Source organism: Micromonospora sp. NPDC005979 (genome assembly GCF_040614415.1).
GTDB lineage: Bacteria > Actinomycetota > Actinomycetes > Mycobacteriales > Micromonosporaceae > Micromonospora.
This window is the reverse complement of the sequence record NZ_JBEXUR010000030.1, coordinates 12,179-36,899: the sequence shown is the minus strand read 5'-3', so window position 1 is coordinate 36,899 and position 24,721 is coordinate 12,179. Positions and strand designations below refer to the sequence as shown.

Below are 24,721 nucleotides of genomic sequence, written 5' to 3'. Positions count from 1 at the left end.
AAAACGCTCGGCTGGGACACCCCAGCCGAGCGCCTCGCTAAGCTCCTAGCCGTCAATGACTAGCCAACGTGTTGCAACGACCCCTTGAAACCGCCCAAGCGGGGGTCCTTCGTGCGTGCCGGACCACTTCTGCAACGTTGTAGAGCGGGGTATGGTGCGCTGGGTCACATCGGGGAGGTTGCGGGGTGCGACACCGGCTCAAGGACGTGGCCGAGCGGGCCGGCGTCTCGGTGAAGACCGTCTCCAACGTGGTGAACGGCTACCTGCACGTACGTCCGGACACCCGGGCCCGTGTCGAGGAGGCCATCGCCGAGCTGAACTACCGGCCCAACCTCTCCGCCCGTCACCTGCGCAAGGGGCGGACCGGGGTGATCGCCCTGGCGGTGCCGGAACTGGACATCCCGTACTTCGCCGAACTCGCCCGGCACATCGTCACCGCCGCCGCCGAGTACGGCTGGACCGTGCTCATCGACCAGACCGGCGGCCGGCGTGAGCAGGAGCGGGTCGTCGCCTCCGGCATCACCGACCACCTGGTCGACGGGCTCATCCTCAGCCCGCTGGCGCTCACGGCGGAGGACCTGGCCAGCCTCGACGGCACCCCGATGGTGCTGCTCGGCGAGCGCGTCGAACACGGCCCCGCCGATCGCGTGGTAATCGACAACGTCACCGCCGCCCGGGAGATCACCGACCACCTGATCCGGCTCGGCCGCCGCCGGATCGCGGCGATCGGCGCGCAGCGCACCGACGAGGGCGCCAGCGCCCGCCTCCGCCTGGCCGGCTACACCGAGGCGCTGCGCGCTGCCGGCCTGGCCTACGACGAGGCCCTCGTGGCGTCCGCGCCGGCCTGGCACCGCGCCGACGGCGCGGCCGCGATGCGCGGCCTGCTCACCACGGGAGTACGCCCCGACGCCGTGTTCTGTTTCAACGACACGCTCGCCCTGGGCGCCCTGCGCGCCCTGCACGAGGCGGGCCTGCGCGTGCCCGAGGACGTGGCGGTGGTCGGCTTCGACGACATCGAGGACGGGCGTTTCTCGGTTCCCACCTTGAGCACCGTCGCTCCCGACAAGGAGCAGATCGCCCGGCTGGCCGTCGAACTCCTCGCCAATCACCTCGACGGCGACCGCGCCGCCCCGGCCCGCGCGCTCAAGGCCCCGTACCGGCTGGAACTGCGCGAATCCACCGGGCTCTAGTCGAAGAAGCGGGCCAGGTGGAAGTTCGGAGCGGGCTCGGCGTCGGCGGGGAGGGGCGTCAGGTCGGCGAAGATCGACGCGCCGTCGCACCCGGCGTGCAGCGGATACCAGCGCGGGGTGCCCGGCGGCCGGAGCTGGCAGATCCCCTTGAAGGTCTGCACATCCATCAGCCGGACGTGGGTGGGGTCGGCCACCGCGTTGACGTGCCCCCACCATGGGCTCATGACGTGCAGGACGCCACCCGGGCGCAGCACCCGGTGACACTCGTCCACCAGGGGCAGGAAGTCGATCAGGTGCTCCAGGATGTGCACCGCGAACAGGACGTCCACCGAGTCGTCGGCCAGCGGCAGCGAGCCGGAGAGGTCCGCCACCGCGTCCACCCCCGGCGCGGGATAGATGTCCAGCCCGAGGTTGCCCGACCACTGCTTGGTCGGGCCGCAGCCGAGATCCACCACCACCGGCGCGCGTCCGCCGACGCCGACCTTGCACCAGACGCCGTAGACGCCGGCCAACCGTCCCACCAGGCCCCGTACCAGTCGTAGGTCGGCCGGCTCGGCCACCTCTCCGCTGAGGTGGGCGACCCCTCGGTCGAACCGCACCTCGACGGCCAGGCCCCGGAGCCGGTCGTCGTGCCGGACCTGGTCCGCCCACGCCTGCGCGAGGGATTCGTCGATCAACCGCAGCCGGTCGGCCGAGGGCGGAGTCTGTGCCAAAGCGACCATTCGGGCCACCTCCCGCCGCGCGTTACCCGCCTACGCGCCCGCTATTCCCGTTTCGCCGTCGCGCGACCGCCGGTGGGCGTGTCGGGGCGTCCCGAGCACCTACCTGTCGAGCCTGATGACTATGCGGCATCTTGATGCCCCACAGTCATCACGCTCATCGGAGTGCCGCCCTCCGGTCCAGGCCCGCGCTCCGGCCCAGCGCCGTCGAGGGGTCAGCCCGACAGCGTCCGGCGACCTCCGCGCATCCGCTGCCGGGGCGGGGGAGCGGCGGGCTTCGGCCGCTTGAGGTGGTAGCGGTGCAGTTCGTGGTTGCCGGGCAGCGACGGATCCTCGCTCATCGCGACCAGTTCCCAGCCCTGGTCGCCGGCCCGGTTGAGGTGGGCCAGCGACGTGTCGCCGTACGGCGTCACGTCGACCATCGAGCCGTCCGGGCCGTACCAGACGAAGACGACCTCCCAGCCGAGGTCGTTGGTCGCGGCCTGGCGGCGGCGGACCAGCAGGGCGTACTCCCACTTGAGCATGGCGTCATTCTCACCCCGCGCCGGCCCGCCGGCACGGATCAATCCTCGGTGATCCGCCCGGCGTCGACCCGCAGCCGCCGGTTGGTCTCGACGGCGGCCAGCATCCGCCGGTCGTGGGTGACCAGCAGCAGCGTCCCGGGGTAGCTGGCCAACGCCGATTCCAACTGCTCGATGGCGGGCAGGTCCAGGTGGTTGGTGGGCTCGTCCAACACCAGCAGGTTGACCCCACGCCCCTGGAGCAGGGCCAGCGCCGCCCGGGTGCGCTCGCCGGGCGAGAGGGTCGCCGCCGGTCGGGGGACGTGCCCCGCGCGCAGCCCGAACTTGGCCAGCAGGGTCCGCGCGTCCGCCGGCGACATCTGGGGTACGGCCGCCTGGAACGCGTCGATCAGCGGCGCGTCGCCGAGGAACAACCCCCGGGCCTGGTCCACCTCACCGACCACCACTCCCGGCCCGAGCGAGGCGGTGCCCTCGTCCACCGGCAGCCGCCCCAGCAGCGCGGCCAGCAGGGTGGACTTGCCGGAGCCGTTCGCCCCGGTCACCGCGACCCGGTCCGCCCAGTCGATCTGGAGGTTGACCGGCCCGAGCGTGAAAGCTCCCCGGCGTACCACCGCGTTGCGCAGCGTGGCCACGACCGCGCCGGCGCGGGGCGCGGCGGCGATCTCCATCCGCAGCTCCCACTCCTTGCGGGGCTCCTCCACCACGTCGAGCCGTTCGATCAGCCGCTCGGTCTGCTTGACCTTGCCGGCCTGCTTCTCGGTGGCCTCGCTCCGGAACTTGCGGCCGATCTTGTCGTTGTCGGTGGCCTTGCGGCGGGCGTTCTTCACGCCCTTCTCCATCCAGCCGCGCTGGGTGCGCGCCCGCGCCTCCAGGCCGGCCTTAGTGTCGGCGTACTCCTCGAAGTCGGCGCGGGCGTGCCGCCGCGCCAACTCGCGCTCCTCCAGGTAGGCCGCGTAGCCGCCGCCGTAGTGGTTGACCTGCTGCTGCGGCAGGTCCAGCTCCAGCACCCGGGTCACCGTACGGGTCAGGAACTCCCGGTCGTGGCTGACCAGCACCGTGCCGGCCCGCAGCCCGGTGACGAACTCCTCCAGCCGCTCCAACCCGGCCAGGTCCAGGTCGTTGGTCGGCTCGTCTAGCAGGAACACGTCGTACCGGCTGAGCAGCAGCGACGCCAACCCCGCCCGGGCCGCCTGACCGCCGGAGAGCCCGGTCATCAGGTGGTCCAGGTCGACCGTGAGCCCCAGATCGGCGCTCACCTGCTCGGCGCGTTCGTCGAGGTCCGCGCCGCCGAGGGCGAGCCAGCGCTCCAGCGCGTCGCCGTACGCGTCGTCGGCGCCCGCCGACCCGGCCGTCAACGCCTCGGTCGCGGCGTCCAGCGCCGCCTGCGCGCCGGTCACCCCGGTCCGGCGGGCCAGGAACTCCCGCACCGTCTCGTCCGGCCGCCGCTCCGGCTCCTGCGGCAGGTGCCCGACGCTCGCGGTGGGCGGGCTGAGTCGCACGCTGCCGGCCTCGACCGGCAACAACCCGGCGAGGGTACGCAGCAGCGTCGACTTCCCGGCTCCGTTCGGCCCGACCAGGCCGACCACGTCGCCCGGCGCGACCACCAGGTCCAACCCGGCGAAGAGGGGGCGGTCGCCGTGCCCGGCGGCCAGGTCCTTGACGATCATCGTGGCGCTCATCAGGACGGCAGCCTATCGGGCCGCCCGCATGAGAACGCCCGCGAGCGGGCAGACTCCATGACGTGGTGACCACACTGGCGATCGACTGCGGTGGCGGCGGCATCAAGGCGTCGGTGCTCGACGAGGCCGGCACGATGCGCGCCCGACCGCTGCGGGTGCCGACCCCGTACCCGCTGCCGCCCGCCCTGTTCGTGCGGACCCTGCTGGACCTCGGCGGGCGACTGCCCACGGCCGACCGGCTGACCGTCGGCGTCCCCGGGATGATCCGGCACGGAGTCGTGGTGGCCACCCCGCACTACGTCACCCGCAGCGGACCCCGGTCCCGGGTCGACCCGGAGCTGCTGGCCGAGTGGTCCGGCTGGGACGCGCGGGGCGCGCTGGCCGACGCGTTCGGGGTGCCGGCGCTGGTGCTCAACGACGCCGAGGTGCATGGGGCCGGTGTGGTGGCCGGTACCGGCTGTGAACTGGTGTTGACGTTGGGGACGGGGCTGGGCAGCGCCCTCTTCGACGGCGGCGTGCTCGCGCCGCACCTGGAGCTCTCGCACGCGCCGGTGCGCTGGGGCACCACCTACGACACGTACGTGGGCGAGCCGGAGCGGCGGCGGCTCGGCGACGCCTTCTGGTCGCGGCGGATCCGGCAGGTGGTGGACGGGCTGCGTCCGGTGTTCCGATGGGACCGGCTCTACCTGGGCGGGGGCAACTCGCGGCTGATCCGACCGGAGCAGCTCGCCCGGATGGGCGACGACGTGGTTGTGGTGCCGAACACGGCGGGGATCGTCGGCGGCGTACGGGCCTGGGAGCTGGCCGCCGGCCGCCGGGACGCCCGAACCTGACCCTATTTCGCCCCGGGGAACAGTCGCCAAACGCCGCGTGTTGTGCCAGCGTCGGAACAGGTGACGGCGCGACCCGAGGAGGTGGGCAGATGGATCTCCTGGCGGACTACCGACGGGCGACCATGTTCTTCGAGACCGGTGACCCGAGCGGCGCGGCCCGACTGCTGGAGCCGATCGTGGACGCCGAGCCCGGCAACGCGGCCGTCCGGCAGTTGCTGGCCCGGGCGTACTTCCAGTCGGCCCAGCTCAACCGGGCCGAGGAGCAGTTGCGGGAACTTGTCGACCGGGACCCGAGCGACCACTACGCGCACCACGTGCTGGGTCGGACGCTGGAGCGGCTGAACCGGCACACCGACGCGCTGCGGCACCTGCGGATCGCCGCGGCGATGTACGCGGCCAACGACGACTACCGGGTGGCGCTGGAGCGGGTTTCGGCCCGCGTGGGCAGCACCCGCTGAACGCGAAACCGGTGACGAACAAGGGGCGGCCCTGGGGGCCGCCCCTTCGTCGTCGGGCCTGCCCTGGTGTTCGGGCCGTCACTTGGCGGTCGGGCCGGCGCAGGGGCTTGCCTAGGATGGCGGATATGGGACCTGACCGGCCGGGGGCTGCGGCATGAAGCTCAAGCTGGATCTGCACGACATCTTCAACAAGGGCCAGGACATCGACCGCGCGCTGCGCGGGATCATGGACGAGGCGGTGGCGAAGAAGGCCACCCTCGTCGAGATCATCCCGGGCAAGGGTTCGGGGCAGCTCAAGAAGCGGGTGCTGCGGTTCCTCGACCAGAAGGACGTCAAGCAGCTCTACCACCGGGTCGAGAAGGACTCGAAGAACTTCGGCCGCCTCTTCGTCCATTTCCGCTGGAAGTAGCAGCGTCACGGTCTCCGGCCGACGCTTCCGTACGCTCCGAGGGCCGGTGCAGGTAGCCACGGTCACGACTGTCAGGGCTGAGCCTCCCTCAGCGGGCCGAGCAACCAGTGATGGGCGGCGGCGTGACTGCGGAGGTGGACCACGGGCAGGTCCGGACGCCGGGCCGCCAGAGCTTCGATACGTGTGGCCGTCTGAGGATGCGTGTTCCACGCCCAGCGGACGATGTGCTCGGGGTCGGTGAGCAGGGTCCAGAGCGGCGGCTCCACGTTGCCGTTCCAGAGCTGTTGGCGTCGAAGGCGGCGTACGACGGTCCGCCGGACGACCTGGCGCATCACGGTGATCTTCGGCAGATCCAGCCACACCACCAGGTCGGCGAGGTCGGCGAGGTGGGTGCGTACCGCCCTGTACTGCCACTCGGTCACCCAGGACGGGCCTGCGCTGAATCGGCGTACGTCGTCTTCGAAGGACGGACGTCTGGTCCACGACGGTCCGTGGAACAGGCCGTCGATCTCTATATGCGGCGCTTGCAACGAGGTGGCGATGCGGGAGGCCAGGGTCGTCTTTCCGGCGCCCGAGGTGCCGGCGACCAGCACGCGGCGAGGACGGCACGGCAGGGGATCGGCGGCGCCCAGGTGCGGCATGGCAATGAGGGTAGATCGACCGGATCGGCGACCCGTATCGCTGGACGCATTGGTGTTTCTGAAGCGCGGTCTTGAGGAACAGAAGCGCTACGTCAGCCCCATCGACGGCCCTGGCTACCGAATGGCGTTCAGCGCGTCGCGGAAGTCGGCGGTGGCCTGTTCGTGGGGGTAGCGACGGTGAAGTTCGACGTCAACTTCGCCGGCGACGAGCAGCAGTGAGGGCAGGGATCGCCGAGTAGCGGCGAACGCCGCCACTCCCTCCTCGACGGCCCGATCCAGCTCGCCAGCGCGCAAGGCTGTGGCGGCGAGAGTGAGTCGGGCTTCGGCCATCCGCATGGGCGACCGTTCGATGCCGTCCGATCCGGTGCCGAGACGCAGAACCTCATTGGCGTAGTGCTCGGCGAGAGCGTCGTGTCCGGCCAGGCGGTAGGCGTCCATCGCGTAGAACAGCCATTTGTCAGGATCGACCTCGAAGTGGTTGTCGGGCCGGTCCGGCGTACCGAGGTCGTCAAGTAGCCGCCGACCTCGATCGAGCGCCGTCCGCGCGCCCTCGAGGTCGCCGAGCCGTGCCAGCGCTTTGGCTTCCTGCGCGATCAGTTGCACCCCCACCCGCTGCCGACCGGCGGCTTCTTGCCCAGCCCGGGCGGCGGTCAACGCTGCCTCGTGCCGGGACTGGGTGAGTGCGAACCACGCCGTCATCTCCCATGCCCAACCGGTGATGCCAGTGTGGCCGGCTTCGTCACCGAGTTGGCGGGCGGCAGTGCGGGTGGCCTCGGCGCTGGCGCGCATGCCGAGGTCGTACTCGACACAGCCGATCAGCAGTGCGAGCCAGCCCGCGCACACCAGCAGTTCGCGGTGCTGCCGCAGCCCGGTGGGTCGCTGGAGCAGTCGGGCGACCTCGCGCAGCCAACCCTGACCTTCGGCGCGGAGTTCCCCAGCGTCGCGCCACCCGTACTGGCAGCACAGCTCGGTCACGGTCGCCTGCAACGTTTCGATGGTGGCGGGGGCGGTGTCGCTGGCGTGCATTCGATGTAGCAGCTCGACGGTCTCCGACGGCCGGGTGTCGGAGGCGGCGGCGATGTCCAGGGCGGCGCAGGCGATCAGCTCCCCACGAGCGGCAAGGACGTCGTCGATTCGGCGGGCCAGATCCTCACCCGGTCGTCGACGGCCGTTCTCAAGCCGTGAGAGGTGACCCTTGTCGGCGGGCAGCAGCTCGGCGAGAGCGGCCAGGCTGAGCCCGCGCGCTTCCCGCGCTGTCCGCATTCGGGCGCCGAATGTTGGCATGTCTCGCGCCTCCCGCCGGAGTTGCCAGGTTGCCGGTGCGCACTGGCAACGCGCAACCCGTCGACCGATGTGAGCGTACCGCCGCACGGTGTATCGGACGCGTACGCGCAGTGATGGTGGGAGGCGTGGTGGCAGTTTGGAGGCGCTTCAAGCGCTGGTGGAGTAGGCGGAGTCAGGTCCAACTGGACGTGACCGGAGCAGCGACCCGTTACCCACATCGGTTCGGCGCGTACGGGATCACGGCGCGGAACGGCAACCGCGACGGTGGGCGGGCGGCTCTGTGATGGCTGGAGAACGGCAGACTGCACGGGCCAATCGGGCTGAACGGTCGGTGTCAGCGCTCGATCGCCGGATGGGCGGGCAGCACCTGCCACGCCGGCCGCAGTGGCACTGCCAGACGTGCGCGGCAGACACGCCCTGGCCGTGCCATCCCGCGCGGGTACGCCTGGCCGAGGCGTACGGGCGGGACCGCATCGGCCTTTCCATCTACGTCAGTGGGCTGCTCTTCGTCGTTGTCATGGAGTTGCCCGAGGTGGCGCCGGTCGAGTTGTACGAGCGGTTCGTGGCCTGGACGCGCTGACGGGCAGCGTCCATCCAGGCGACGGGATCATGTCCTACTTCGACGGGGCGCAGTGTCACAGGCTGGCTGTGAGGAGGCCGCACATCGCCAGCGGTAGCACCGCGCTCAGGGTGCCCACCAGGGCCGACGAGCGATTACGCGTACGGGGGACCAGCATTGCGAGCGCCGCCAGGCTGACCAGCAGCGCGAGGAACATCGCCGGCAGGGCGACGTAAAGCCCGAATAGCAGCATCCGGGACCGTTCGGAGTCGCACACCTCGCCGCAGCCTGCCGGAACCGAGCCCGAGAGCGTTCCGAGGAACAGACCGAAAGCCACGACGACGGCCAGGTACCAGCCGATCATCACCAGGAACGCGGCCCTGCCGCTGACGTCGGAGCGTGGCGGCGACAGGGTCATGAGAGAAGTATCCGCTGTCGTGCGCCTTGTCCCATTCGGACTGCACACATCAGCCGCCGGGCTGACCGGTCGGGAGCGGGGGACCCGCGGTGACGAACCGGGTCGTTGGCTCCAGGTCGACGCAGAGCTTGCGGGGGAAGGCGGGCGCGGCCTTGCGGACCACGTCGCACCCACCCGACGTGGTCCGGGCGACGGTTGACCATCCGGCCGGCTCGTTACGTAGGAAGTAGCGCCGGACAGCGGTGTTCACCTCGCACCCGGGGCGCGGCTCGACGCCGCACGACGTCGGGTCGTCCGGCACCGTCATGATCAGCCAGTTACCGTCGCAGGCTTCGACGTGGCCCTGGGAGTGGCGGGACACGTCCAACCCCCGCACCGCCGCACGCGTCCAGGTCGAGTCGCAGCGGTCCTTCGGCGGGCTGCAGCCCAGGTTCTCGTCACAACGGCTGTACGCGCCGTTCCTCAGCGCCCACGTCTTCTGGTTGAGCGACAGCGGGCGGTCGCCGATCGGCTCCGCCGCCGTGAGGGTCACCTCGGCGGGCTCGAAGGTCGGGCAGGCGCCAACGATGGCGGACCCGGCCGATTCCTGCACGATGTCGGCAAAGATGACGCCGTTCTCCTCGGTCTGGTTGTCGACCCGCACGTTGCGGGAGCAACCATCGCCACCTGCGAGCGCCTTGACCTGCACGGTCACCGCCCGGACACCCGGACCGGGCGTCACGCCGCTCACCTCGGCCTGGTAGGTGCCCCACGTGGCGGACGCGCTCGGTGCGGCGTCTTCGGGCCGTGTCTGCGGCGTCGCGCAGGCAGCCACTCCCGGCACCACGGCAGTCATCAGGCAGAGGATGGTGGCGAGCCGACGCATGGCTGGCATTCTGCCCGGCCGTGCCACATGTGGTGGTCCCCCTGGTCGATGGACTCCAGTTCGGCGACCCGGGGGTATCCCTGCGGCAGGATGCCCCCACTTCGCCGATCAGGCGTCGATCACGTGTCGGCGGAGGGCGCAGCCACCGCCAGCGGCACCACTGCGGGGCCGGCCCCGTGAGTCAGGCGTCGGTGCGGGAGGTGTGCGCGACCGGGCGTCGGGACCAGCACTGCGGGCGCTGCCGGACGGCCAGCTCCAGCGCGAGGTGGTCGGACTCGATCATTTCCCGGGCTATTCGACGCGCCATCTCGAGGCGGTCGACGTACGCGTCAAGATCGGTCGGGCCGGCGCCAGCCATAATCGAACTCCTCGTCCCATTCGCACTAGTCGCATCATGCACCGTGCCGGCGAGCCACCACCATTCTCCGATCGGTGGAATCGATCCGCCGTACGGCTCTGGGTGTCGTACCCCCGGCTGGGCCGATGGTAACGGCGCGCTCACCACCTCGCCCGGGAACTGCCAAAAGTGTCCACTGGATACGTCGCGATCAATGGTGACGGGTCGATTTGCCGGTGCTCGCTACATTGCACGGTGCACGGTGCGCGGATCCGGGGGGCGCGACGTGTCCGGTGAGGGATCTTCGATACGAGAGGACCGCCGTGCGACAACCGAGCAGAACCGATCCGTTGTTCGTGGCCGTCGAGTCCGAAGCGATCACCCGCGCGGACGTCGCCGGTCTGGTCGCCGGGCGGATCGCCGCCGTCCGGGTGCCGGGGCTGCTGCCGGCGGCCCGCTGCCACGCCATCACCACCGCGCTCGCCGACGCGGAGATGGACCGCTACGACGAGAGTCGCGTGTTTCCCGTCGTCGCCAAGTTCGGCCCGGCCATCAACGACCACCGCGATGGTGGGGAGCTGCGCGAGGACTACTGGGAGGCGGCCGACGCCGCGGACAAGGGGTGGTCGACGTTGGGCCTGCCGGACTCGCCCCGCGAGCTGTGCCTGGCCGCGTTCCGGGCGGCCTGGCCGGACGTGTCGCCCGGGCGGCGGCAGGACCGGCAGATGCATGTCGGCATCGTCCGTGAGATCAACGCCGGCCTTCAGGTGCACTTCGACGACGCGGTCCGGGAGTACGCCGGCCGGCTGCTCGACAGCGAGGTGGTGGCCCAGTTGGCGTTCAACATCTACGTCCAGGTGCCGCCCAGGGGCGGGGAGACGGTGCTGTGGCGTCGCCGGTGGCAGCCGGACGACGAGGACCTGCGGATCCCCGGCGGGTACGGCTACCGGGAGTCGGTGGCCGACGGTACGCAGTCGTTGACGTTGCGGCCGACGCTGGGCGAAGGATTCCTCTTCGACCCGCGCCACTATCACACGGTGCGTCCGGCGACGGATGGCCGGCGAATCTCCATAGGATGTTTCGTCGGGCTCACCGACGACGGTCGACTGGCTCTCTGGTCGTAGTGAAGGGCGTTTCCCCATGGTGGACAGAAGCGACGTCGAGGCGGCTGCGGCGCGGGTCGAGGGGCGGGTCCGGGAGACGCCGGTCATCACGGTCGACGGCGCGGACCTGGGCGTCCCCGGGTTGCTCAGCCTCAAGCTCGAGCTGCACCAGCACACCGGTTCGTTCAAGCCGCGGGGAGCGTTCAACCGGATGCTCCAGGGGCCGCTGCCGTCGGCCGGGGTGATCGCCGCCTCGGGGGGCAACCACGGCCTCGCCGTCGCGTACGCGGCCCGTTCGCTGGGCGTGCCGGCGGAGGTCTTCGTGCCGGTCACCGCCTCGCCGGTCAAGGTGCAGCGGCTGGCCGGTCTGGGCGCGCAGGTACGGCAGGTGGGCCAGCACTACGCCGAGGCGTTGGCGGCCAGCTCCGAGCGGGCCGCCGAGACCGGGGCGCTCGTGGTGCACGCGTACGACCAGCCGGAGGTGGTGGCCGGGCAGGGCACCGTGGGCCGGGAGTTGGAACGCCAGCTCGGCGGGGTCGACACCGTGCTGGTCGCGGTCGGTGGCGGTGGGCTGGTGTCGGGCATCGCCACCTGGTTCGACGGGTCGCTGCGTGTCGTCGCCGTCGAGCCGGAGCAGATCCCCACCCTGAACGCCGCCCTGAAGGCGGGCCGGCCCGTCGACATCGAGGTGGGCGGTATCGCCACGGACTCGCTGGGCGCCCGCCGGATCGGCGAGATCGCCTTCGACACGGCCCGTCGTACCGGCGTGGTCTCGGTGCTGGTCCGCGACGACGACTTGACCCGCGCGCGTCGCCTGCTCTGGTCGGAGCTGCGGGTCGCCGCCGAGTTGGGCGGCGCCGCCGCGTTGGCCGCGCTGGTCGGCGGGGCGTACGTGCCCCGGGCGGGGGAGCGGGTCGCGGTGATCGTCTGCGGTGGCAACACCGACCCGAGTGACCTGGGCCCGTCAGCGCCCCACTGACTCCTTACCCGCCGTTGCGCAGGCGGCGCAGCGCATGTTCCACCTGGAGGGTGTCCAGGTGGATGTCCCCGAGCAGCCGCCGCCGGTCGGCCAGCAGGTGCTCGTACACGTCGATCGCCTCGTCGACCCTCCCGTCGAGCAGGAGCACCACGGCGAGGGTGGCCCGGATGGCGAGCACCTCGCTGCGGTCGGCGTGCCGGGGATCCACGGTGGCCAGGGTGGCCCGCAGCTCCGCCTCCGCCTCGGCGAGGCGGCCCTGTTCCTGCATGCACCGGGCCAGCGTGTGCCGGGCCTGCCACGTCTCCGGAGGGTTGGACGGCCACAGCCGGTACCGGACCTCCAGGATCGCGTGCAGCATCTCCTCCGCCTCGGGGGCGCGGTGCTGGGCGAGGACGGCCAGCGCGAGACTGTGCCGCACGACCATGGTGTCCCAGGCCTCGGGTCCGCGTACCTGGTGCTCCGCGGTGACGATCTGTCGTAGTTCCGACTCGGCCTCCGGCCACTGGCGCTGCGCCATGATCGCCTTGGTGAGCTTGTGCCGGCTGGCGAGGGTGTCGGGGTTGTCGCTGCCCAGCACCCGGGTGCGGTCGGCGATCACGTCGCGCAGCACCCGGTCGGCCATCTCCGGCTGGTTGCGCTCCAGCCAGGTACGGCCCAGCTCGTGGCGCAGCGCCAGCACCTCGGGCCGGTCCAGGTCGTGGTCGTACGCGGCGCAGCCGCGCACGATCGGGTCGAGGATGTCGAAGGCCGAACCGGGCAGGCCGACGGCGATGAGGTAGCGGGCGGTGAGCCGGGTCAGTTCCAGCGCCCGGCGTACCGTCTCGGGGTCGTGCTTGTGTTTCTGCGGCACCAGGTATTCGCGCACGGCCTCGACCAGGTGCGGCACCAGCACGTCCCAGTTGGACCAGACGGCCGGGTCGTCCGGATTCTGGCCCTCGGTGGCGGCGAGCAGCAGCTTCATGACCACGGCGTGGTACTCGGCGATCTGTTCGCGGACCTCGTCGCGGTCGCGGAACATCGCGTGCACCAGCGGGTGCAGCGACAGCACGTGCGCGAAGGCCGGGTCGGTGACGTCCTCCTGGACGTCGAAGTCGACCAGGGCGAGGTCACCGATGCCCTCCAACACCTTCACCCGCTGCCGGGCGGTCAGCCCTTCGAACAGGGGGGACCCGGCCAGGATGGCCGGCTTGAGGACCACCTCGTAGGGCACCGGGGAGATGCTCAGGCACGCCAGCACGTTGAGCAGCGGCCGGCTCTGCTCGAGCCCGCGGCGGGCCAGCAGGTCCAGGGAGATGTCGTCGACCTCGCGGACGATCTCCAGGCCGAGTGATTCGTCGAGGTCGACGTCGGGGGCGTCGAGCGGCGCGCGGAACCGGCGTTCCACCGCCCGGCGGTAGTCGGCGAAGGTGGTGATGGTGGAGGAGCCGCGCCAGACCGGGCTGGCGTTGACCGAGCGCAGGTAGTTGCCGGCGGCCCGCAGGGCCAGTGGCAACCCGCCCAGCTCACGGGCCAGTTCACGGGCGTCGTCGAGGCCGCCGGCCTGCGCGCCGGCGCGGTCGATGAGCACCTGCGCCCCGGCATCGGCGTCGAGCGGACGCACCTGGTGCAGGGTCGACCAGGTGCCCCAGGTGGCCCGGTTGCCGTCCCGGGTGGTCACCAGGACCATGCCGTCCTCGGCCTCCGGCCTGCGTAGCCAACCGGTGCCGTCGGCGAGCACGCCGTCGGTGGGGCCGAGCGTGGCGGGCTCGTCCGCGCTGTCGAAGATCAGCAGCCACGGCTGTCGGGCGTGGTTGAGGTAGCGCCAGACCAGGTCGGTGGCGCTGATCATGCCGGACCAGGCCTGGTCGACCTGGCTCTCCGACGCGCCGAGCTGGCTGACGACCTCGCGCATCCCGGAGTTCAGCCGGCCGGCCTGCACCCACCAGACGGTACGACCGTCCGCTCGGGCCCGTCGCGCTATCTCCAGGGCCACGTGACTCTTGCCGGAGCCGCCCATGCCGCACAGGATGTGCACCGACGGCTCTTCCCCGTCGGTGTCCGCCGGATGCAGGATCTCGTCGATCAGGTCGTCGCGGCCGTGCAGTGGGCTGTCCAGGCGCCCGAGTGGCGGGTCGACGGAGACGCGGCTCGGTCGGTCGTAGGCCGGCCGGCGCACGCCCGCATCCTCGGGTGGAACGTCCGCAGTCAATGCGGTCCCCCTTCGGTGGCGAAATTGCGGCGCGGCGGGTGGCAGAAGAGATCATGTCCACTGGATGGACATTCGGAGGGGTCGTCACCCGCCCTACGTCAACCGCAAGGGTATCCACCGCCGTACTGGGTTGCACACTCTCCGTTTAGGTCACCCGACCGACCGGAATCGACACCGCCATTTACAATTCGTCGGCCATTCGGACCGATCCGCCGTCCTCGACGTTCGCGTGGTGCATCCACGATGGACGCATGAACTGGTTGCCGTACGACGATGTGGCCGACTGGGGTTCCGTGCCGGACTGGTTCGGCGCGCTCGGCTCGATCGCGAGTGTGCTCTTCGTGTACCTCGGTCTGCGCCGGGAGATCCGCGCCCGTCGCGTCGACGAGATGCGGGTCCGGGCCACCCAGGCCCGGCTGGTCTCCGCGGTCACCGAGATCCGGGGCAACGCGGTGCTGCGGGTGACCGTGACCAACGAGAGTGACGCGCCGGTGCTCGATGTGACGGTACTGCCGCGACTGGTGCCGTCCGAGGATCCGGACGGCCCGCCCGTCGACCTCGCGGAAGCTAAACAGGTGGGACGCATTCACGGCCGGAAAAGCGCGGAACTGTTCGTCACGGTCGCCGCCGAGCGTCGGCTGCACGCGGCGACCGACAACGTTCTGGTGGAGTTGACCTTCACCGATCACGACGGGAACCGGTGGCGGCGTATCGGCTCCGGTCAACCCGAACCGGTGAACTGACGGAAACCCGATTCACAAAGCGGTGGTTCGGCGACATGCATCGGCCGCCGAACCACCGGTTTGTCGTTCTCAGATCGGATATGTGCGGGCGACGGCCAACATCTCGGAGCTGTGCGACCCCACGACACCGACGGCCGGCGGCCGGGGCCGGAAGCCGGGCAGCGCGTCCAGCCCGTCGCTGGCGTCCATCGCCCGCAGCGCCACCTGCGCGGCGATCGGTCGCAGCGTCAGCGTGACCTCGACGCCCTCCGGCGGCGGGGCGTGGAAGACCAGACCGAAACCCCACCTGCCCGCGCGCGGCTCCACCGGCGCCGCGCGCCCGGCGACCTCGGCGCGCAGCACGGTGGCGGTCGTCGTGTCGACGTGCAGGGTGGCGAGGCGGACCGCCCGCTGCGGAGTGAGGCGCAGCCGCAGCGTGCGTTCCCCACCGGCAGTGGTGTCGGCCAGCACGTCGAGCTTCGGCGCCGGCAGGCTGGCCGCCTGGGCCGGGCCGACCCGCAGCTCACCGTCGCCGAGGCCGGGGAAGTCGTCCGCCACGCTGGCCACCCCGTCGACGTAGCCGTCCGTCCACGGCTGTGGGTCGGTCTCGTGGCTCAACCAGCGGGCCTGCCCGGTGCCGGCGTCCAGGGCGTACATCAGGTGGGTGGGCGCGGGATGGGCGGCGTCGAAGCGGTCCACGACCAGCCCGACCCCGGCGAGCACCACCGCCGCGACGGCGGCGACGACGGCCGGCAGCGCGGCGCGTCGCCGGGCCCGCAGCGCCAGCAGGCCGCGCTGCCCGCCGGCCTGCGGATGCAGCAGGTCGACCACCGGTAGCGCGGTCAGGCCGAGCAGCACCGCGACCAGCGCGGCCACCCCGCCCATCGCCATCCCCAGCGCGGGGAAGAGCAGTACCACCGTGGGCAGGAGGATCACGACGCCGACCGCGGCGGCGGCGGTCACCGCCACCACCGGCCACGGTCCGGTCTGCCGGGTACGCAGCGCGACCAGGCCGCCGAGGGCGCCGGCCAGGGCCGGCAGGGTGGTCAGGTACGCCCCGCCGGGTACCGCCACGGCGAGCAGCACCCCGAGCAGGGCCAACCAGGCCAGACCGCCCACGGCCAGCGCGGCCGGGCCGATCCGGCGGCGGGTCAGCGCGTACCAGGTGAACAAGATGGCGGTGGCGAGCGCCAACACGGCCAGCCGGTACCAGATCGGACGGTACGGGTCGAGCAGCTCCGCGTAACCCGGTCGGATCGCGGTGATCGCCAGCCAGAGCAGTTGGGCGGCGACCGGCGCGGCCACGATCGGCGCGAGGGCGAGGCCGAAACCGGCGAAAAGCCGGCCGGTGCTGGCGCGTCCGCTGCGGCGGGTCAGCCAACCCAGCGCCGCTACCGCGAGCACCGCGAGCAGGGCCAGCGGCAGGACGAGCCAGCCCGGGTAGCGGGCCAACCCGCCCGGCAGTGGGAAGTAGGTGGCGTCGTGCCCGGAGCGCAGGTCGGTCAGGTCGACCGCGCCGAACTCCCGGGCCAGGCCCAGCGCGTTGTCCCCGTGCTGCTGGAGGCTGCCCCGGTCCATGGCGGCCGGCGTGTCCAGCGGCGTGTGGTAGATCGCGCCGCCGTCGATGTAGGCCGAGTTCAACCCGACGAACCTCTGGTCGAGGAAGGCGGTGAAGTCGGTGTCGTTGGGCAGCGCCCGATAGATCTCCACCGCGAACGAGGTGCCCACCGGGTGGGGTGCGGCCCGACCGAAGGCGTCCACCAGCTTCGCGTTGTTCTGCGAGGTCTCGAACATGATCACCGGACCGGTGGAACCGCGCGCCTCCAGGTTGAGCACCACACCGCCGTCGGCGGCGAGCGGGTTGCTCGCGGCGAACGCCGCCGCGCCGCAGAGGCACGCCTCCTCGGCGTCCGTGAGCACGAAGACGACGTCGTTGCGGGGCCGTGGTCCGGTGGACAACGCGCGGGCCACCTCGAGGATGGCCGAGGTGCCGGCCGCGTCGTCGTTGCCGCCCGGTCCGGTCTGCACCGAGTCGTAGTGGGCGACCAGGAACACCCGGCCCGTCGGATCCGTCCCGGGTAGCCGGGCCACCACGTTGCGGACCCGGGCGAAGGTCGCGCCGCCGGCCGCCCCACTGAGCTGGCCGGCCTCCGGTGCGACGGTGTCCTGCACCTGGGTCTCCAGGCCCAGGCCACGCAGCTTCTGCTCGATGTGCGCGCGAACCTGCTCGTTGGCGGGGCTCCCGGCGACGTGCGACCGGGCCGCGATCACCTGGACGTCCGCGTACGCCCGGGCGGCGCTGAACTCGCCCGGCGGCGCGTCCGCCGGCCGTGGCGCCGGGGTCCGCAGGTCGAGCAGGCTGCCGGCGCCGACGGCCGCCAGCGCGACCAGCGCCGCCGCGGCGGCCAGGAGGCGCCGTCGCGGTCGGGTCAGCGCGCGGTCGGCCGGGGGTACGCGCGGAGGTGGCGCCAGGGGTACGTCCGGCGCGACGGGGGTGGGAGGTGCGCCCATCCGAACTCCTCGAAGGTGGTGGGGCCTGGGGGTGGCCCCATCCTGCCGGTCGGCCGGTCGGAGGGGGACGGCCGGGCGTACACCGATCATCGCGTCCGCTCTGTCCCCGCGATTCCCCCGACGGCAGTGATCCTGCCCATCCCCGCCCCGTGCCGCGGCCATCGTGTTGTGTGCGACCGTTGTCTAATACAGGATCAGCAGGGCACTCGGAAGGAGCCCGACATCACCAGCGAACTCCCGCGTCTCGCGGCGGTGACCCGGCCCCACCGGGGAGGCGGCCTGGCCGGCTCCCCTGTCGGGCCGTACCCGCACGGCGGGCTGGCGCGGCACGGCAACCTGCCGCCCGGTGAGCGGCTGCGGGTACTGCTGGTGGAGGACGACGAGGGCGACGCCTTCCTGGTCGGTGAGCTGCTCGCCGAGACGAACTCGATGATCGACCTGCTGGTCGCCACCAGCCTGCGGGAGGCACGGCAGCGGATCGGCGACGTGGACTGCGTCCTGCTCGACCTGGGCCTGCCGGACGCCCAGGGGCTGGACGGGCTGCGCCAGGTGCTGGAGATGTCCAGCGGCGCGGCGGTCTGCGTCCTGACCGGCCGCTCGGACGAGCACCTGGGCGTCGTGGCGGTCGCCGAGGGTGCACAGGACTACCTGGTCAAGGGCCAGGTGGACGGGGTGCTGCTGACCCGGGCGCTGCGCTACGCGGTCGAGCGTAAGCGCGCCGACGAGAATGCCCGCCGGCTGCGCGAGGTCGAGCTGCGCCAGGCCGAGTCGGCCCGCCTCGAACGCGGCCTGCTGCCGCAGCCGCTGATGACGACCGACCAGGTGGCGGTACACACCTTCTACCGGCCGGGCCGGCACGCCGCGCTGATCGGCGGAGACTTCTTCGACGTGGTGCAGACCCGTCCGGACCGGCTCGACCTGATCGTCGGGGACGTCTGCGGGCACGGGGTGGACGAGGCCGCGCTCGGGGTGGAACTGCGGGTGGCCTGGCGGGCCCTCGTGCTCGCCGGGGTGCCGGACGACGAGGTGCTGCCCGCCCTGGAACAGGTGCTGATGAGTGAGCGCCGCCTTCAGGAGATCTTCGCGACGGTGGCCACCACCCGACTCGACCTGGACGCCAACCGGGCCACCGTCCGACTCGCCGGGCATCCGCCGCCGCTGCTGCTCTCCGGCGGCCGGGTCGTCCCGGTGCCCGCCCCCGGCGGCCTGCTGCTGGGCGTACGACCCCGCCGGCCGATCGCCTTCGACCTGGAGTTCGACACCGATGACTGGTCCCTGCTGATGTACACCGACGGCCTGATCGAGGGGCGGGTGGGCACGGGCAACGAACGGCTCGACGTGCCAGGCCTGAGCGGGCTGCTCGACGAGCCCGCCAACCGGGAGGTGTCGCTGCCCGAGCTGCCCGCCTGGCTGGTTGGCCGGGCCGAGCAGATCAACGGTGGTCCGCTCGCCGACGACGTGGCGATGCTGCTGGTCAGCCGCGGTGGTGGCCGGTGACGCCGATGGTCGGCGGCTGGAGTCTGCGCCGCCGGGTCATCACGCTGCTCACCGTCGTGGGTGTGCTGTTGATCGGCCTGGCCGTCGCGGAGGCGGCCATGGCCGCCCGCAACCGCACCCAGATCGACGCCATCCTGAACCAGACCGGGCCGCTGCGGGTGCAGTCGCAGGAACTGCTCAACGCGGTGCTCGACCAGGAGACGGCGGTGCGCGGGTACGCGGTCAGCGGTGACCCGGCCGACCTGGGTCCGTACGACGCGGGGCTCGAACAGGAGAAGGCCACCGTCGCCGCGATGCGGGCCCTGCTGCACGACTACCCGCAGATCGGTCAGGAGCTGCGCACCGTCGAGGAGCGCTCGGCGCAGTGGCGGGAGACCGTCGCCGAGCCGGTGATCACCACGACGGAGCGCGAGGGCACCCGGGCCGGCCAGGCGCTCGTCACCGAGCAGGCCCGGCAGCGGTTCGACCAGGTCAGGTCGGCCGTCGACGACCTGCAGAAGGAGATCCTGGACGCCCGGGAGCAGGCCGCCGCGAAGGTCCGCAGCAGCAGCAACGTGCTCGTCGTCCTGCTGATCGTCGCGGCCCTGGTGGTCGTCGTGGCCGGCGCGGTGCTGCTGCTCTCGCTGGACCGGATGGTGGTCCGGCCCCTGACCGGCCTCGCCGACCAGGTCCGCGAGGTCGCCGCAGGCGACTACCAGCACCGCGTCGCCACCGTCGGCCCACCGGAGTTCATCCAGCTCGGCGACGACGTGGACGCGATGCGCCAGAAGATCGCCTCCGACCTGGCCGAGGTGCGGGAGGCCCGTGAACGCATCGAGTGGGTCAACAGCCAGCTCCAGAAGCAGGCCGAGGAGCTGACCCGGTCCAACCGTGACCTGGAGCAGTTCGCGTACGTGGCGTCCCACGACCTGCAGGAGCCGCTGCGCAAGGTGGCCAGCTTCTGCCAGTTGCTCCAGCGTCGCTACGCCGGGCAGCTCGACGAGCGGGCCGACCAGTACATCGCCTTCGCGGTGGACGGCGCGCAGCGGATGCAACGTCTGATCAACGACCTGCTCGCGTTCTCCCGGATCGGCCGGCTCACCACCGGCTTCGTGGACGTCGACCTGAACAAGGTGATGGGCGACGTGGCCGGCCAGACCGAGGCCGCCCGGCAGTACGCGGACGCGGAGCTGACCTGGACCGACCTGCCGGTGATCCGTGGCGAGGAGCCGCTGCTCACGAACCTGCTGGCCAACCTGGTCAGCAACTCGATCAAGTTCCGTCGTCCGGACCTGCCACCGAAGGTGCACATCTCGGCTCGGCTGGTCGGCGCCGAGTGGGAGATCAGCTGCCAGGACAACGGCATCGGTATCGAGCCGGAGTTCGCCGACAAGATCTTCGTGATCTTCCAGCGGCTGCACTCGAAGGACGCGTACCCGGGCACCGGCATCGGGTTGGCGATCGTCAAGAAGATCGTGGAATATCACGGCGGCCGGGTGTGGGTGGACACCGACGTGCCGGAGGGCACCGCCATCCGGTTCACGCTCCCGGCGCGTCCCGAGGACGTGGAGGCGGCAGCCGCCGGCGAACCGATCGAGGAGCCGCAGGAGGGTTCGGCGGGCGACGTGCCGCCCACCGACGACGCTCCTTCCGCGCTGTCGGAGCACTCCGCCGGGGCGGACCGGCCGGACCGGGCCGACGGGCCGCCGGAAGGCGGTAGAACGGGTGACATGAGGGAGACGGTGGGATGACCGCGCCGGCGGACGGCAAGAGCCCGATCGAGGTCCTGCTCGTTGAGGACGACCCGGGTGACGTGTTGATGACCCAGGAGGCGTTCGAGGAGCACAAGCTGCGCAACCGCCTGACCGTCGTCTCCGACGGCGCCGAGGCGCTGGCCTACCTCCGGCGGGAGGGTCAGTACGCGGACGCCGTGGCGCCCGACCTGATCCTGCTCGACCTCAATCTGCCGCGCCGGGACGGGCGGGAGGTGCTGGAAGAGATCAAGAAGGACGAGGAGCTACGCCGGATCCCGGTGGTCGTCCTCACCACCTCCCAGGCCGACGAGGACATCCTGCGCAGCTACCAGCTGCACGCCAACGCCTACGTGACCAAGCCGGTCGACTTCGAGCGCTTCATCTCGGTGGTCCGGCAGATCGACGAGTTCTTCGTCAGCGTGGTCAAGTTGCCGCCGCGTGGCTGACACCCTGCTCGACGACGTCGGCGACCTCCTCTCGGAGGCCGCCGACCAGGTCGTGCTGCCGCTGTTCCGCAAGCTCGACGACGACGACGTGTCGGAGAAGGCGCCCGGCGAGGTGGTCACCGTCGCCGACCGTCGTGCCGAGGAGCTGATCTCCGCCGGGCTGCGTCGGCTCCGGCCGGGCTCGGTGGTGGTGGGCGAGGAGGGCGTCGCCGACGACCCGGCGCTGCTGGGCCACCTGCGCGACGCCGGGGACGTGTGGCTGGTCGACCCGGTCGACGGCACCGCCAACTTCGCCGCCGGCCGCCGACCGTTCGCCCTGATGGTCGCCCTGTTGACCGACGGGCGGCCGAAGGCGGGCTGGATCCTCGACCCGCTGGCGGGGACGCTCGCCGCTGGCCTTGCCGACGAGGGCACCCTGCTCAACGGCCAGCCGGTCGGCACCGCCGACGCCGTGTCGTCCCTGGGCGACATTCGCGGCGTGGCGATGACCCACTTCCTGCCGCCGGAGGCCCGCGACCGGGTCCGGGCCGGTGGTCGCCGGCTCGGCGAGCTGCTGCCCGGCCAGCACTGCGCCGGCCGGGAGTACCTGGACATCCTCACCGGCGAGCAGCAGTTCGCCCTGTTCTGGCGCACCCTGCCCTGGGACCATGCCCCGGGTAGCCTGCTGGTGCGCGCGGCGGGTGGGGTGGCGCGCCGGTTCGACGGCGCGGACTACCACCCGGCCGACGACGGTCGCGGGCTGCTCGTCGCGGCCAACGAACAGGTCTGGGCCCAGGTCCACGAGGCGCTGCTCAGCTCCTGAACCGGAGCCCTCGTGTGCGGTGGGCGACGACGCCGGCACGCTGCGTCGACACCGGGGTCGGTGGGTCGTCGCGGGACTGGTCACCGGCGCGCGTTCCGGTATCGTGACCGGCGGTCTCCGCCAGCAGGCCGCCGCCCGGCGCCGGCGGGGACGCCGCCGCGCAGAGTCTCACCGGGGGCCGGCGGTCGACGGAAGGACGCTTTCGTGCCCACGACCAGGCTCAGTCAGCCGCGCGTTCGCCGCGTACTGCTTCCCCTGCTCGCCGCCCTGGCGCTGGTGCTCGCTCCCGGCGTGCCCGCGTCGGCGGAGCCGGACGAGGGCGGCACCAAGAAGTTGCGGGACGCGCTGGAACTGACCGCCAAGGGCCACATCGAGGCCAAGGCCAAGCTGGACAACTCCAAGCGGCGGCAGACGGCGTTGAACGGCGAGCTGAAGGCCGTCGAGGTTCGCCTGGTCGGGTTGACCGCCCAGGTCGGCGAGGTGGCGGCACAGTCGTACCGGGCGGGTCGGCTCACCCCGACGGCGATGCTGCTCAACACGGCGACTCCCCAGGCGTTCCTGCAACGGGCGGCCGACCTGGACCTGATGGCCCAGCGGGACAGCAAGCGGTTGCGGGACCTCTCCGAGGCCCGGCAGCAGGCCCAGCAGGCCAAGATTGCCATCGACACCGAGGTCCGTGAGCAGCAGAAGCAGCTCGCCGTCATGGCCAAGAAGAAGAAGGAGGCCGAGGCGGCGCTGGCCGAGGTCAGCTCGGGCGGCAGCAATGGCTTCAGCGGCGGCAGCTCGTCCTCGGCGAAGCCGGCGCCACGGAACTCCGACGGCTCGTGGCCGTCGGAGTCCTGCTCGGTGAAGGACCCGACGACCTCGGGGTGCATCACCCCGCGCACCCTGCACGCCCTCAAGGAGACCCAGGCGGCCGGCTACAAGCGGCACGTCTCCTGCAAGCGCAGCGGTGGCGGCGGCGAGCATCCGAAGGGTCGGGCCTGCGACTTCTCGGCCGCCACGAACGGCTTCGAGGACAAGAACGCGACCGGCGGCGACAAGGCGTACGGGGACAGCCTGGCCGCCTGGCACGTCCGTAACGCCGAGCGTCTGGGCGTGCTCTACGTGATCTGGTACCGGCAGATCTGGCATCCCGGCACCGGGTGGCGTGCCTACAGTGGCAGCGGCAGTCCCGCCGCGTCGCACACGAACCATGTTCATCTCTCGATGTACTGACCCGGAGCGGCAGCTTCGCTGCGTACCATCGCGACGATGAGTTCCCCATCGTCCGACGTAGCGGCTCCCGAAGCCCCGCCCGTGCCGGTCACCGGCGGGGCGCTGCCCAACGGCCTGGCCGCCTTCCTGGTCTTCTTCGCCAGCGGCGCCGTGCTGGTGCTGGAGACGGTCGCGCTGCGCCTGGTCGGCCCGTACGTCGGGGTGACCCTCCAGGTGACCAGTTCGGTCATCGGCATCGCGCTCGCCGCGATCGCGTACGGCGCGTGGTCCGGTGGCTGGCTGGCCGACCGGCGCGACCCGCGCGGCCTGCTGGCGCCCGCCCTGGTGCTGGCCGGGATCGCCACCGCGATCACCCTGCCCGTGGTGCGCTACGCCGGCGAGGTGCTCCGTGGTGGGGCGGCCAGCGCCATCCTGCTGCTCGTGGCACTCGCCGTGTTCGTGCCGGCTGCGCTGCTGGCGGCGGTCACCCCGCTGGTGGTGAAGCTCCAGCTCGCCGACCTGCGCCGGACCGGCCAGGTGGTCGGCCGGCTGTCCGGCATCGGCACCCTGGGCGGCATCACCGCCACCCTGCTCACCGGCTTCGTGCTGGTCGCCGCGCTGCCCAGCACGGTCATCCTGCTGGCGCTGGCGATCTCCCTCGGCCTGGTCGGTATCGGTCTCGGCTGGTACCTGCGCCGTCAGACGCGTACCGACCTGCCCGGCCGGGCCCGGGTCCGGGCCACGTTGGCCGTCCTCGGCCTGCTCGGGGCGGGGCTGAGTACCATCGCGCCGAACCCGTGCGACATCGAGACGGCGTACCACTGCGCCCGGGTCACCACCGACCCCAACCGGCCCAGCGGCCGGACGCTGCTGCTCAACTCGGCCCAGCACTCGTACGTCGACCTGGCCGACCCGACGCACCTGGAGTACGCGTACACGAAGTGGATCGGCGCGGTCGCCGACGTGGCCGCGCCGGCCGGGCAGCGGTTGGCCGCCCTGCACCTGGGCGGCGGCGGCTTCACCGTGCCGACGTACCTGACCGCCACCCGGCCGGGCACCGACAACCTGGTGTTCGAGATCGACGGTGGACTGGTCGAGCTGGGCGAACGCGAACTCGGCGTACGCCCGGGTCAAGGCCTGCGGGCGGTGGTGGGCGACGCCCGGATGCTGGTCGTCGGCGAGCCGGCGGACAGCCGCGACCTGGTCGTCGGCGACGCGTTCGGCCACCTGGTGGTGCCCTGGCACCTGGCGACCCGGGAGATGGCCGCCGAGATCCGGCGGGTGACCCGCCCCGGCGGGGTGTACGTGCAGAACGTCATCGACTACCCGCCGCTGCGGTTCATCCGCGCCGAGCTGGCGACGGTCGCCGCCGAGTTCACGAACGTCGCGCTGATCGCCCCGCCGGAGGCGCTCGCCGAGGAGCGGGGCAGCAACTTCCTCATCGTCGCCTCCGACGCGCCGCTGCCGCTGGCCGCCGTCCGCGCTCGCCTCGACGTGGTCGACGGGAGCGTCAGCCTGCTGTCCGGCGCGGACCTCAGGGACTTCGTCGGCACGGCGATGGTGTTGACCGATGACTACGCCCCGGTGGACCAACTGCTGGCGACCGCCTGATCGGGTGATATTCCTGACC

The 24,721-nt window shown here is 71.9% G+C and carries 24 protein-coding genes; 14 read left to right on the top strand and 10 right to left on the bottom strand.

The window, feature by feature from the left end:
- Positions 1 to 185: 185 nt before the first annotated feature.
- On the top strand, positions 186 to 1,190 hold the full coding sequence (locus ABZ272_RS31235) for a LacI family DNA-binding transcriptional regulator (RefSeq protein ID WP_355053528.1): 1,005 nt from the start codon (positions 186 to 188) through the stop codon (positions 1,188 to 1,190).
- Here the strand turns inward: ABZ272_RS31235 and ABZ272_RS31230 are convergent.
- From ABZ272_RS31230 to ABZ272_RS31220, 3 genes are all read right to left on the bottom strand, one after another.
- Positions 1,187 to 1,912 (bottom strand): methyltransferase domain-containing protein, encoded by a 726-nt coding sequence (locus tag ABZ272_RS31230; RefSeq protein WP_355053527.1) that lies wholly within the window; start codon positions 1,910 to 1,912, stop codon positions 1,187 to 1,189. The two genes, ABZ272_RS31235 and ABZ272_RS31230, sit on opposite strands and share 4 nt — an antisense overlap.
- Before the next feature lie 212 nt (positions 1,913 to 2,124).
- Complete coding sequence (locus ABZ272_RS31225; RefSeq protein WP_355053526.1) at positions 2,125 to 2,433, bottom strand: hypothetical protein; 309 nt, start codon at positions 2,431 to 2,433, stop codon at positions 2,125 to 2,127.
- Between the two features lie 38 nt (positions 2,434 to 2,471).
- Complete coding sequence (locus ABZ272_RS31220) at positions 2,472 to 4,109, bottom strand: ABC-F family ATP-binding cassette domain-containing protein (protein ID WP_355053525.1); 1,638 nt, start codon at positions 4,107 to 4,109, stop codon at positions 2,472 to 2,474.
- 62 nt (positions 4,110 to 4,171) lie between these two features.
- Between ABZ272_RS31220 and ABZ272_RS31215 the strand changes: the two genes are divergently transcribed.
- The 3 genes from ABZ272_RS31215 (at position 4,172) to ABZ272_RS31205 (ending at position 5,809) form a co-directional block, all read left to right on the top strand.
- Entirely contained in the window at positions 4,172 to 4,942 is a 771-nt protein-coding gene (locus tag ABZ272_RS31215; protein ID WP_355053524.1) for an ROK family protein, read from the top strand.
- Between the two features lie 89 nt (positions 4,943 to 5,031).
- Positions 5,032 to 5,400, top strand: a complete 369-nt coding sequence (locus ABZ272_RS31210) for a tetratricopeptide repeat protein (protein ID WP_355053523.1) — start codon at positions 5,032 to 5,034, stop codon at positions 5,398 to 5,400.
- Positions 5,401 to 5,554: 154 nt separating this feature from the next.
- A complete protein-coding gene (locus ABZ272_RS31205) occupies positions 5,555 to 5,809 on the top strand; it encodes a Smr/MutS family protein (protein ID WP_088987488.1) in 255 nt (84 codons plus the stop codon).
- Positions 5,810 to 5,880: 71 nt separating this feature from the next.
- Here ABZ272_RS31205 and ABZ272_RS31200 read toward each other — a convergent pair whose 3' ends face one another.
- Together ABZ272_RS31200 and ABZ272_RS31195 are read right to left on the bottom strand one after the other, a co-directional pair.
- Positions 5,881 to 6,450, bottom strand: a complete 570-nt coding sequence (locus ABZ272_RS31200) for an AAA family ATPase (protein ID WP_355053522.1) — start codon at positions 6,448 to 6,450, stop codon at positions 5,881 to 5,883.
- 114 nt (positions 6,451 to 6,564) lie between these two features.
- Complete coding sequence (locus tag ABZ272_RS31195; RefSeq protein WP_355053521.1) at positions 6,565 to 7,734, bottom strand: helix-turn-helix domain-containing protein; 1,170 nt, start codon at positions 7,732 to 7,734, stop codon at positions 6,565 to 6,567.
- A gap of 331 nt (positions 7,735 to 8,065) precedes the next feature.
- Between ABZ272_RS31195 and ABZ272_RS31190 the strand changes: the two genes are divergently transcribed.
- Positions 8,066 to 8,314: a hypothetical protein gene (locus ABZ272_RS31190; RefSeq protein ID WP_355053520.1), complete on the top strand. Its 249-nt coding sequence runs from the start codon at positions 8,066 to 8,068 to the stop codon at positions 8,312 to 8,314.
- 55 nt (positions 8,315 to 8,369) lie between these two features.
- Here the strand turns inward: ABZ272_RS31190 and ABZ272_RS31185 are convergent, their stop codons facing one another.
- From ABZ272_RS31185 to ABZ272_RS31175, 3 genes are all read right to left on the bottom strand, one after another.
- The gene (locus ABZ272_RS31185; protein WP_355053519.1) at positions 8,370 to 8,711 is read right to left on the bottom strand and encodes a hypothetical protein; all 342 of its coding nucleotides are present in this window, start codon (positions 8,709 to 8,711) and stop codon (positions 8,370 to 8,372) included.
- A gap of 49 nt (positions 8,712 to 8,760) precedes the next feature.
- Complete coding sequence (locus ABZ272_RS31180) at positions 8,761 to 9,576, bottom strand: hypothetical protein (RefSeq protein WP_355053518.1); 816 nt, start codon at positions 9,574 to 9,576, stop codon at positions 8,761 to 8,763.
- Positions 9,577 to 9,757: 181 nt separating this feature from the next.
- Positions 9,758 to 9,934, bottom strand: coding sequence for a hypothetical protein (locus ABZ272_RS31175; RefSeq protein WP_355053517.1), 177 nt, complete (start codon positions 9,932 to 9,934; stop codon positions 9,758 to 9,760).
- 335 nt (positions 9,935 to 10,269) lie between these two features.
- Here ABZ272_RS31175 and ABZ272_RS31170 point away from each other — a divergent pair, with 335 nt between their 5' ends.
- Complete coding sequence (locus ABZ272_RS31170) at positions 10,270 to 11,037, top strand: hypothetical protein (RefSeq protein WP_355053516.1); 768 nt, start codon at positions 10,270 to 10,272, stop codon at positions 11,035 to 11,037.
- Positions 11,038 to 11,053: 16 nt separating this feature from the next.
- The gene (locus tag ABZ272_RS31165; RefSeq protein ID WP_355053515.1) at positions 11,054 to 11,995 is read left to right on the top strand and encodes a threonine/serine dehydratase; all 942 of its coding nucleotides are present in this window, start codon (positions 11,054 to 11,056) and stop codon (positions 11,993 to 11,995) included.
- Between the two features lie 4 nt (positions 11,996 to 11,999).
- Here the strand turns inward: ABZ272_RS31165 and ABZ272_RS31160 are convergent, their stop codons facing one another.
- The gene (locus tag ABZ272_RS31160; protein ID WP_355053514.1) at positions 12,000 to 14,150 is read right to left on the bottom strand and encodes a tetratricopeptide repeat protein; all 2,151 of its coding nucleotides are present in this window, start codon (positions 14,148 to 14,150) and stop codon (positions 12,000 to 12,002) included.
- Positions 14,151 to 14,434: 284 nt separating this feature from the next.
- Between ABZ272_RS31160 and ABZ272_RS31155 the strand changes: the two genes are divergently transcribed.
- Positions 14,435 to 14,926, top strand: coding sequence for a hypothetical protein (locus tag ABZ272_RS31155; protein ID WP_355053513.1), 492 nt, complete (start codon positions 14,435 to 14,437; stop codon positions 14,924 to 14,926).
- Between the two features lie 69 nt (positions 14,927 to 14,995).
- On the opposite strand, the gene ABZ272_RS31150 is transcribed toward ABZ272_RS31155, so the two are convergent.
- Positions 14,996 to 17,416 carry a M28 family peptidase gene (locus tag ABZ272_RS31150; RefSeq protein WP_355053512.1) on the bottom strand — a complete coding sequence of 807 codons (2,421 nt, stop codon included), beginning with the start codon at positions 17,414 to 17,416 and terminating at the stop codon, positions 14,996 to 14,998.
- A gap of 252 nt (positions 17,417 to 17,668) precedes the next feature.
- Here ABZ272_RS31150 and ABZ272_RS31145 point away from each other — a divergent pair, with 252 nt between their 5' ends.
- The 6 genes from ABZ272_RS31145 (at position 17,669) to ABZ272_RS31120 (ending at position 24,702) form a co-directional block, all read left to right on the top strand.
- The gene (locus ABZ272_RS31145; RefSeq protein WP_355053511.1) at positions 17,669 to 18,913 is read left to right on the top strand and encodes a fused response regulator/phosphatase; all 1,245 of its coding nucleotides are present in this window, start codon (positions 17,669 to 17,671) and stop codon (positions 18,911 to 18,913) included.
- 5 nt (positions 18,914 to 18,918) lie between these two features.
- Positions 18,919 to 20,643: an ATP-binding protein gene (locus ABZ272_RS31140; protein WP_355053532.1), complete on the top strand. Its 1,725-nt coding sequence runs from the start codon at positions 18,919 to 18,921 to the stop codon at positions 20,641 to 20,643.
- Positions 20,640 to 21,092, top strand: coding sequence for a response regulator (locus tag ABZ272_RS31135; RefSeq protein WP_088950306.1), 453 nt, complete (start codon positions 20,640 to 20,642; stop codon positions 21,090 to 21,092). Before ABZ272_RS31140 ends, ABZ272_RS31135 begins: the two co-directional genes overlap by 4 nt.
- A complete protein-coding gene (locus ABZ272_RS31130) occupies positions 21,085 to 21,894 on the top strand; it encodes an inositol monophosphatase family protein (protein WP_355053510.1) in 810 nt (269 codons plus the stop codon). The genes ABZ272_RS31135 and ABZ272_RS31130 overlap by 8 nt, the downstream gene beginning before the upstream one ends.
- Positions 21,895 to 22,149: 255 nt before the next feature.
- The gene (locus ABZ272_RS31125; protein WP_355053531.1) at positions 22,150 to 23,112 is read left to right on the top strand and encodes a hypothetical protein; all 963 of its coding nucleotides are present in this window, start codon (positions 22,150 to 22,152) and stop codon (positions 23,110 to 23,112) included.
- A 36-nt stretch (positions 23,113 to 23,148) separates the two neighbouring features.
- The gene (locus ABZ272_RS31120) at positions 23,149 to 24,702 is read left to right on the top strand and encodes a fused MFS/spermidine synthase (protein ID WP_355053509.1); all 1,554 of its coding nucleotides are present in this window, start codon (positions 23,149 to 23,151) and stop codon (positions 24,700 to 24,702) included.
- Positions 24,703 to 24,721 lie beyond the last annotated feature (19 nt).

Excerpts from the sequence above, each read along its gene's own strand:
- ABZ272_RS31230 (WP_355053527.1), bottom strand. The coding sequence starts at position 1,912 with ATGGTCGCTTTGGCACAGACTCCGCCCTCGGCCGACCGGCTGCGGTTG.
- ABZ272_RS31225 (WP_355053526.1), bottom strand. The coding sequence starts at position 2,433 with ATGCTCAAGTGGGAGTACGCCCTGCTGGTCCGCCGCCGCCAGGCCGCG.
- ABZ272_RS31220 (WP_355053525.1), bottom strand. The coding sequence starts at position 4,109 with ATGAGCGCCACGATGATCGTCAAGGACCTGGCCGCCGGGCACGGCGAC.
- ABZ272_RS31210 (WP_355053523.1), top strand. The coding sequence starts at position 5,032 with ATGGATCTCCTGGCGGACTACCGACGGGCGACCATGTTCTTCGAGACC.
- ABZ272_RS31205 (WP_088987488.1), top strand. The coding sequence starts at position 5,555 with ATGAAGCTCAAGCTGGATCTGCACGACATCTTCAACAAGGGCCAGGAC.
- ABZ272_RS31200 (WP_355053522.1), bottom strand. The coding sequence starts at position 6,450 with ATGCCGCACCTGGGCGCCGCCGATCCCCTGCCGTGCCGTCCTCGCCGC.
- ABZ272_RS31195 (WP_355053521.1), bottom strand. The coding sequence starts at position 7,734 with ATGCCAACATTCGGCGCCCGAATGCGGACAGCGCGGGAAGCGCGCGGG.
- ABZ272_RS31185 (WP_355053519.1), bottom strand. The coding sequence starts at position 8,711 with ATGACCCTGTCGCCGCCACGCTCCGACGTCAGCGGCAGGGCCGCGTTC.
- ABZ272_RS31180 (WP_355053518.1), bottom strand. The coding sequence starts at position 9,576 with ATGCGTCGGCTCGCCACCATCCTCTGCCTGATGACTGCCGTGGTGCCG.
- ABZ272_RS31175 (WP_355053517.1), bottom strand. The coding sequence starts at position 9,934 with ATGGCTGGCGCCGGCCCGACCGATCTTGACGCGTACGTCGACCGCCTC.
- ABZ272_RS31165 (WP_355053515.1), top strand. The coding sequence starts at position 11,054 with ATGGTGGACAGAAGCGACGTCGAGGCGGCTGCGGCGCGGGTCGAGGGG.
- ABZ272_RS31155 (WP_355053513.1), top strand. The coding sequence starts at position 14,435 with ATGAACTGGTTGCCGTACGACGATGTGGCCGACTGGGGTTCCGTGCCG.
- ABZ272_RS31150 (WP_355053512.1), bottom strand. The coding sequence starts at position 17,416 with ATGGGCGCACCTCCCACCCCCGTCGCGCCGGACGTACCCCTGGCGCCA.
- ABZ272_RS31140 (WP_355053532.1), top strand. The coding sequence starts at position 18,919 with ATGGTCGGCGGCTGGAGTCTGCGCCGCCGGGTCATCACGCTGCTCACC.
- ABZ272_RS31135 (WP_088950306.1), top strand. The coding sequence starts at position 20,640 with ATGACCGCGCCGGCGGACGGCAAGAGCCCGATCGAGGTCCTGCTCGTT.
- ABZ272_RS31120 (WP_355053509.1), top strand. The coding sequence starts at position 23,149 with ATGAGTTCCCCATCGTCCGACGTAGCGGCTCCCGAAGCCCCGCCCGTG.